Below are 8931 nucleotides of genomic sequence, written 5' to 3' on the forward strand. Positions count from 1 at the left end.
CATTATCAGCAGATAGAATCCAAAGTGCATTAAACAAGTGGAAGGTTGAAAAACTAGCTGATGATTATTATAGATTTAATGATATTGATGACTCTGATTTGAAATTGATACTTGATTCATTTGAAATCGAATTACCTAAAAAACTATATAAACCTATAGACTTTAGAACACTTAAAAGCAATATTAAATTGTCATAGTAGTACATAAATGTAGTACATAAAATAAAGACTAAAAATAGCACGTATGAGCAAATGACGGCCCTATTACGTGCTATTTTTTATTTCAATATCTAATATTTAGGCAAACTCCGGTTTTAGCATAATTTATTTATTTATAAAATAAATTTGCTATAAAATTCTCTCAAATTGATAGTTTTTTCGATACATAAAGCTAAATGAAACGAATTTACTAATAAAACAAAATATCTTGTATTTGATTTTTTGAGATAATAGAAAAAAGTGCGCTGAATTTGTAATCAACGCACCATTTTATTATCTAGAATTGTATATAATAGTAAAACTCTAAATAAAACTAAATTTAATGTGTTTTCTTTTTTCTAAATAATACTAATGCACTAATGCCACTTGTAATTAATGCAATACCAATCATGAATAAATAGCAATAGCCATTAAAAAATAGCATTCTTAAAGAGTTATATTTTAAAAAATTGAGAATAAAGCATCCTAAATATATTCCCCCTAATGAAATTAAGAAGGATATTACTATGGTAATAATAGTATATAAAGCATATGGTTTTAAAATATTAGGTGCTTTCGTCAAATTAGTTTTAGAATTAGCGTATCTTTTCTTAATCCTAGAATTTTCTATTAATATCATGCAAAGCGAAATGAAAAGTGATCCCATTCCAATGGAGAAAAGCCATATAGGTATTTCATCATTAAAAGATATTGCATGTTCTACTCTATTTTCACCATTTTTACTTGTTACATATTCAAAATTATTCGTTGGATAATTGTAAATGCTCTTCGTTTGTTTTAAAGAATAATTTGAGAATGTTATTAAATAATGATAACATGCATTTTCTTTGTCTTGATATTTTGTATTACGCTTTTCATAATATTCCATTTTAATGGAATACCCTTTTTCAATTACTGCATCTGTATTTAATATCATATTATTATAATCTGAAGTTGGACCTTTAAAAAAGCCTTTTACATCAAAAGATATTGGAGAATCTAAACCAACTTTAAATCCTTCAAAATATTCATCAAGATTATCTTTAAAATCATAATATATATCATATGGTAAATAACATTCCGTATTCGTTAATGTTGGAGTTTTGATTACATTACCGTCAAAATCATAAAATATATAATCTTTGGATTGAACAACTTCCTCAAATGGGATAAATGAACTATCATATTTAGAATAACTTTGATTTTTTGTAACATCAACGTAGGACCAACTAGTTGCACCATCAGAACAACATTTTACGTGAAAATTTGTTTTTGCATAATTATAATTTAAATTATTTTCATTACAAAAACCTTCCTTTGTAAAACAATATAATAAACCAAACTTATTTAATATTTCATCTTTAAAGGAGTTATAATGCCTATAAAAATTTAACTTTTCTAAAGATGTCATATTTTTATAGTCTTCATTAGTTGTTTCTTTGATATCATCATAATTTGGATTTGGTTTTCCAAAATCATATATACCTGATATTTTTAAGGATTTGCTCTTTCCGTCAATCTTACATTCAGTATATTGACCAATTAATGAATCATATGTCATAAGATCATTAAGTGATTTTATTAAACCATCTGCCATATATGACGAAATTGCAATTTCGTCATATGCTTTAGGATAATTTCCTGCAAGCGTTGGAATATTATATTTATCAAAAAATTCCTGTTGTCCTTCACATATACAAGTGAAATTACTTATATAATATAAATCATCTAGTTTTATAAAATCTGTAACAGGTTTTATATTTTTTCCTAAAAAGATATGGCCAACGGAATTTTTATTTAATTCATTAAGCTCATCTAAAGAATAATGGCCATATGCTTTTTTATCTAATTCACTATTTTTATATTCTCTACCGTTATTATTCTCATCCAAAACTATTACATTTTGACTAACATCAGTCATATTACCTTCTTTATCAATTGTATACTGTTCAAGTCTATATGTATATTCTTTATATAAATCTAATTCTTTTATCTCATCTGAAGAATATAAGGAATTAAGTGCATATGCGGGATTATATAACATATATGCAGTTGAAATTCCAATTAGTACAAAAGAGAATAATAATACTATTAATAGTGGGATATTTTTTATTATGAATCCTGCTCTCTTACCTATTAATAAATTATCTCTTAAAGAAGGCTTTTCTTTATCTTTAGGAAGAATAACTTCATTTAAGGATGAATCATTTTCATCCATATCTTGATTTATTGAATCTATATTATCACTTAGAATTCCTTTTGGATTGAATATAATAATTCTAGAATTATTTGATAAAAAGTTTTCATAATGTGTTCCTAAAATAATTAAATAATTATTTGATAAATTTTTTAACACCTTATAATAAGATTCCAATTGTGAATCTTCCATTGTGAATTTTGAAATGAAAATAATTTTAGGATTATTTGCTAAAGCAATGGCTAATTCTAATAATTCTTTTTTATAATCATTTAATTTAATAGTTTTTGTTTTTAAATCTATATTTAATCCAACTTTTTTTAAGGCTTCTTTTATAGCATTTTCATCAAATACATTTGCCTCTAAAAATGCATCAGAAACTGTATATCCATAGAATACTTTTGGGGTATGATAAGACTCTTTTAAATAGATAATATTATTTTTATATGAATCTCTCTCATTTGTATTTAATTCCTTTAGATTCTTTTTATTATAGAATATTTCGCCATCATAATTTGTATTAGATAATGTTAGGCAGGAAACTAATCTATCAAAGGATTGGCCAAATTCATAGTATCTTCTACAAATTATAACAAGCCCCTTATTTGGTAATTTAAAATCAATCGGTTCTTTTAAACATTCCGATAATCCATCATTAATTCTAAAATTTTTAAAATTTATCATTTTTTCTCTCTCCACTATTTTAAATATATTTTAAGTTCAATCTTAAATTATATATATTTATATATATCATCATGCTTTCAAAGTCAATAATTCCAAATGAAAAAAGAGCAATTTTTTATTGCTCTTTATAATTAATTTATATCCTCATCATCGAATAAGGAAATCTTTTTAAATTTTATATCCTGCTTCTTTTCGTTATCCTTTGAATCTACTGTTGGACTAAAGGCATCAGAAGTTTTATTTCCATGATGAGCAAGTATTGCATCTAAATCATTTAATAAATCCTGATTTGTAGTTTTCGCTGCTTTTATGGATTTATCCTCTTCATCATCATAAGTGATTGGGGCAGGATTTGATGCTTGCATACTTGGGGAGAAGATTGTATCTTCTTGTAGGTATTCTGGAGATACCTTAGCATCTGGCTTTTCAGGCTTTGGTAGCATGAACCAAATTAAATCCTTGAATTCAGGGTTTTCACTTGTAATAGTTTTACCTGCATCGGATACATTATATTTTAAGCTAAAGGCATCGATTGTATCATTACCATTCTTATAAATAAGAATGATTGGTAGATTTTCTTTATACTGGTTTGGTGTCATTTTCATGGCATCAAGTAGTAAATATGGATTAGATTTTAGCTTTTTAATTTGGGCACTACCTGATCTTGCTCTTCTTGTTAGTAAGACATCTGTAACCTTCATACGTTTAATTGTATTTCTACTTGTAAGTAGTAAGAAGTCATCATTCTTATTACAATAAATCGCATTGATTACCTCATCTCCTGGTTTTAAGTTGATGGCTTTTGTACCACCAGCATTTGTACCATAAAGGTTTACATCTGTCGCTCTAAATCTTAATGCCTCACAGTTTCTTGTAAATACCATGATTTCTAGTGGGTCATCAATAATATCTACACCAACAAGTAAATCATCATCGCTCATCTTCATAGCTCTTACTGGCTTTGTATAACGGTTGACATTAAAATCAGATAATACCGTTTGCTTAATTTGACCATTCTTTGTTACAAGTACTAATTGCTTTGGATCATCGAAGGATTCAATTCTAAATACATGGACAAATTTTTCTTTTGCGGAAGTTTGACATAAGGATGCAATAAATGTACCTACATCCTTAAATTTAGCTTCTGGAATTTTATATACAGGCATGTAAATAAAATTACCTAAATTTGTAAATATTAATAATGTATCTAGTGTATTTGCTTCTTCTAAGAATAATACAGAGTCATTTTCCTTTGTACCATTACTCTTGGCAGCATTAAATGCTTTTAGGCTTGCACGCTTTAAATAGCCCTCTCTTGATACACAAACCATAACTTGTTCTTTTGCAACTAAATCTGTTTCATCTAGCTTAATTTGAGCAGATTCATCCTTGATTTCTGTTCTTCTTGGGCAAGAAATAGCCTTATTCATATCAGCTAATTCTTTCTTAATTACTTTTAGTAATTCCTTTTCACTAGATAAAATCTTGTTATATTCTTCAATAGAAATTGTTAATGTTTTTCTTTCTTCCATTAATGTTTCTACATCTTGGTTCGATAAACGATATAACTGCATTGTTACAATTGCTTCAGCTTGTTCTTCTGTGAAGGCGAATTTTTTAACTAAGTTTGCCTTAGAATCTGCCTTGTTTAAGGAATGACGGATGGTATGGATTACCTCATCTAGGATATCTACCATCTTAATTAAGCCCTCAACAATATGTAATCTCTTTTCTGCTTTCGCAAGTAAATAGTTTGTTCTATTTGTAATAACTTCCTTTTGATGATCAATATAAGCATCAAGGATAGGAAGTACACCAAGTCTCATTGGTCTACGGTTACAAATAGAGACCATATTGTAGTTGATGTTACATTGTAAGTCAGTATTTTTAAAGAAGAAATTGATGATAGCATCAGAATTTGCACCCTTCTTTAAGTCGATTGCAATTCTTAAGCCATCTCGACCGGATTCATCTCTTGTTTCAATGACATCAGGTACCTTACCATCTAAACGCAATTGCTCCATACGCTCTACAGTTTTATTTTTTAATGTATCGTATGGGATTTCTGTAATGACAATACGGCTTTGATCTGGTCCCATTTCTTCAATTTCATATTTACTTCTTACAACTACAGATCCAGCTCCCGTTAAGAATGCTTCTCTTATACCATCACGTCCCATGATGATACCACCAGTTGGGAAGTCTGGTCCTGGCATAATTTCAAGTAAGTCATCTACCGTCATATTTGGGTTATTAATTCTTGCGATTGTGGCATTAATAACTTCATTGATGTTATGGGTTGGAATATAGGTTGCATAACCAGATGAAATACCCATTGCACCATTTACAAGTAGATTTGGGAATCTTGCTGGTAATACAGTAGGCTCTGTTTCTTCATCATCAAAGTTTGGAATAAATGGTACAGTATTTTTATCTAAATCCTGTAATAGGTATTCCGCATTTTTAGATAATCTTGTTTCTGTATAACGCATGGCTGCAGGACCATCGCCATCGATAGAACCATTATTACCATGCATATCAATTAGAGTTACACCCATTTTCCATGATTGGCTCATACGAACTAATGCTTCATAGATGGAGGAATCTCCATGTGGGTGATATTTACCCATTACATCACCAACGATACGGGCAGATTTCTTATATGGCTGGTTTGAAGTTACCTTCATATTAAACATACCATATAGAATTCTTCTTTGTACTGGCTTTAAGCCATCTCTTACATCTGGGATAGCTCGCTCTTGGATAATGTATTTCGAATAACGACCAAAGCGGTCTCCTAATGCATCTTCTAATTTTGTTTCTTGGAACTGCTCCTTAAGGAACATGTCTAGCTTTTTCTTAATAGATTCACTCTTGGCCATAGACTATTCCTCCTCTAGGGTAAAGGATACATGGTTTTCAAGCCAGTTCCTTCTTCTTTCAGAATCGTTACCCATTAATACATTAACCTGAGATTCAGCTTCTGCTTCATCTTCTACATGAACCTGAACTAAGGTTCTAGTTTCAGGGTTCATTGTAGTTTCCCAAAGTTGTTCTGCATTCATCTCACCTAAACCTTTATATCTTTGAAGTAATGTTGGACATTTACAAGAAGCTAAGATTTTATCTTTTTCTTCATTTGTCCATGCATAAACGATTTCTTCTGTTTTACCACGCTTTGTAATTTTAAATAGTGGAGGTAGGGCTAAATAGATTCTGCCATCCTCTACTAATGGTCTCATATGGTTAAAGAAGAATGTTAATAATAATACCTGGATATGTGCACCATCGTCATCGGCATCGGTCATAATAATGATCTTTTTATAATTACATTTCTTTAAATCAAAATCAGGTCCATAGCCTGCGCCAATGGTATAAATCATTGTATTGATTTCTTCATTTTTAAGGGCTGCATCAATAGTTGCACGCTCGGTATTTAATACCTTACCACGAAGTGGAAGGATTGCTTGGAAGCGTCTATCTCTACCCTGCTTTGCAGAACCACCGGCAGAATCACCCTCTACTAGGTATAGCTCATTAATATCTTTATTTTTTTCACTTGTAGGAGCAAGCTTTGTAGAGATATTTCTTTCTCCCTTATCCTTTTTATCAAGTCTTGCTTGCTCTCTAGCTTTTCTTGCTGCAGCTCTTGCTTCAGCTTCTTTTTGAGCCTTTTTAATGATTCTTTCTGCTAGGTCTTTATTTTCCATTAGGAAGAAGGTTAGCTTTTCGCCTACGACATTATCTACAGCAGTTTTTGCTGCAGGAGTACCAAGCTTAGCCTTTGTTTGACCTTCAAATTCAAGCTGCTTTTCGCCAATTCTTACAGATACAACAGATGTTAAGCCTGTTCTTATATCTGCACCTTCTAGGGTTTGATTTTCTTTTATTAATTTTGCTCTATGAGCATAATCATTAAATGCTCTAGTTAAAGCTGTTTTATAACCAGTTTCATGAGTACCACCATCTGGGGTTTTAACATTATTAACAAAAGAAATTAATGTTTCGTTATAGGAATCTAAGAATTGGAATGCAACCTCAACTTCTATGGTTTCTTCTGTTGTTTCACTTTTACCATCTGCAGATGTAGTTGTTACTTCACTTTTGTAATCACCATCGAAGTAAGCTACATTATGCATTGGGCTTTTTCCTGTTGTAAGGAAGGCAACATACTCAGAAATACCATTTTCATATTGGAAGGATTCGCTTTTACCACTTCTTTTATCCTTTAAGGTCATCTTTAATCCTTTGATTAAAAATGCACTTTCACGAATTCTAGTTTTAATTGTATCGTATTGATAAACTGTAGTCGTAAATACAGTTGGATCTGGTTTAAAATGAACTGTAGTACCTGTTCTTTTGGTATCTCCTATAACCTCAACAGGGGAAACTTCCATTCCACCATGCTTAAAGGATATTCTATGGATTTTACCATCTCTATAGGATGTTACATCCATATAGGAAGATAAGGCATTTGTAACGGATGCACCTACACCATGTAATCCACCAGAGGTTTTATATCCTCCTCCACCGAATTTACCACCGGCATTTAATTTTGTATAGATAATTTCCATAGTATTCTTTCCTGTTTCATGCATACCACATGGAACACCTCTACCAGAGTCTTCTACTGTGATGGAATTATCTTCATTAATCGTAACGATAATTTCCTTTCCGTAGCCAGCTAGGGCTTCATCAATGGAATTATCTACGATTTCCCATACCAGGTGATGTAGTCCTCTTTCATCAGTAGAACCAATATACATACCTGGACGTTTTCTAACATGCTCTAGTCCTTCTAGGACTTGTATCGAGCTGTCATCATACGAATTTTTTGACATTCATACCACCCATACTTTCACAACAATATTATAATACCAAATTTGCAAACGTTTTCCAATATTTTCATGTGAAAAAATTATAAAGGAATTTTATAAAAACGTCGTTTGACATTAAACTTTATACATTGTATAATTACTAGTGATTTTTATAGAAAGAGGGAGTTATTCATGTTTTTAGAATCAACTACTCCAATGACTTGGAATATCATCATTTCCGTCTTATTAATGATTCTTGCCTACATTTGTGGTTCATTCCCATCTGGGGTTGTCATTGGTAAGGCAATGACTGGTACAGATATTCGTCAATTTGGTAGTAAAAATACAGGATCTACCAATGCGATTCGTGTACTTGGTAAGAAGGTAGGCTTCTTAGTCTTCTTCTGTGATGTATTTAAAGGTGCAATAGTAATTATAATTTTACAAATATTATCTAAATGTGATGTATTCCATTCCGTTTTAGATTATGGATTTTATGGCATGATGGCAGTTATTGGTCACTCCTATTCTATCTTCTTAGGATTTAAGGGTGGTAAGGCTGTTGCGACAAGCTTAGGTGTTGTACTTTGTATTTGTCCACTTGCTGGTATCCTATGCTTAATTACATTCTTAATTGTATTAAAGTCTACAGGCTATGTATCTTTAGCTTCTACTTTTGCAACCCTAGCTGTATTACTTACATATTTAGTTTTATTCTTTGTAGGATATTATGGTCCATCCTTTATTGAATATTTTATCAATAAGCCTTCTTTAGCAAATCTACTTACTATTTTAGTTCCTGGTGTAATAATTATTTATAAGCATATACCAAATTATAAGAGATTAGCTAATGGAACTGAAAATTCATTTAAAAAGAAAAAGGTTGACCCAATTGAGGCAACTGTTGAAGATGATACTGAAAATAATAATGAAAATGCTGCAGAAAATTAATTCTGCAGTTTTCTTTTCTACCCATTTTTTTATCTTTTGTATCATTTTTAAAATTTAAGTTTTAAGTACTTGATAGAGTATGAAA

At 30.6% G+C, this 8931-nt stretch carries 5 protein-coding genes; 2 read left to right on the forward strand and 3 right to left on the reverse strand.

Going from position 1 to position 8931, the window contains the following annotated elements; genetic code table 11:
* Positions 1-197: hypothetical protein (locus EI71_RS10285; protein WP_162849952.1), on the forward strand; the 197-nt coding region annotated here is incomplete at its 5' end.
* Positions 198-537: 340 nt separating this feature from the next.
* Here the strand turns inward: EI71_RS10285 and EI71_RS09815 are convergent.
* The 3 genes from EI71_RS09815 to parE form a co-directional block, all read right to left on the reverse strand.
* Positions 538-3078 carry an ATP-binding cassette domain-containing protein gene (locus EI71_RS09815; protein ID WP_119017046.1) on the reverse strand — a complete coding sequence of 847 codons (2541 nt, stop codon included), beginning with the start codon at positions 3076-3078 and terminating at the stop codon, positions 538-540.
* 131 nt (positions 3079-3209) lie between these two features.
* Positions 3210-5960, reverse strand: a complete 2751-nt coding sequence (gene parC, locus EI71_RS09820; RefSeq protein ID WP_119017047.1) for a DNA topoisomerase IV subunit A — start codon at positions 5958-5960, stop codon at positions 3210-3212.
* A gap of 3 nt (positions 5961-5963) precedes the next feature.
* Positions 5964-7919: a DNA topoisomerase IV subunit B gene (parE, locus tag EI71_RS09825; RefSeq protein ID WP_119017048.1), complete on the reverse strand. Its 1956-nt coding sequence runs from the start codon at positions 7917-7919 to the stop codon at positions 5964-5966.
* Between the two features lie 168 nt (positions 7920-8087).
* Between parE and plsY the strand changes: the two genes are divergently transcribed.
* On the forward strand, positions 8088-8846 hold the full coding sequence (gene plsY / locus EI71_RS09830; protein ID WP_211321112.1) for a glycerol-3-phosphate 1-O-acyltransferase PlsY: 759 nt from the start codon (positions 8088-8090) through the stop codon (positions 8844-8846).
* Positions 8847-8931: the final 85 nt, after the last annotated feature.

The sequence above is a fragment of the Anaeroplasma bactoclasticum genome (genome assembly GCF_003550015.1).
Classification (GTDB): domain Bacteria; phylum Bacillota_I; class Bacilli_A; order Acholeplasmatales; family Anaeroplasmataceae; genus Anaeroplasma; species Anaeroplasma bactoclasticum.

What these genes read in the sequence shown, in the direction of transcription:
- parE (WP_119017048.1), bottom strand. Translation starts at nt 7,919, where the DNA reads ATGTCAAAAAATTCGTATGATGACAGCTCGATACAAGTCCTAGAAGGA.
- parC (WP_119017047.1), bottom strand. Translation starts at nt 5,960, where the DNA reads ATGGCCAAGAGTGAATCTATTAAGAAAAAGCTAGACATGTTCCTTAAG.
- EI71_RS09815 (WP_119017046.1), bottom strand. Translation starts at nt 3,078, where the DNA reads ATGATAAATTTTAAAAATTTTAGAATTAATGATGGATTATCGGAATGT.
- plsY (WP_211321112.1), top strand. Translation starts at nt 8,088, where the DNA reads ATGTTTTTAGAATCAACTACTCCAATGACTTGGAATATCATCATTTCC.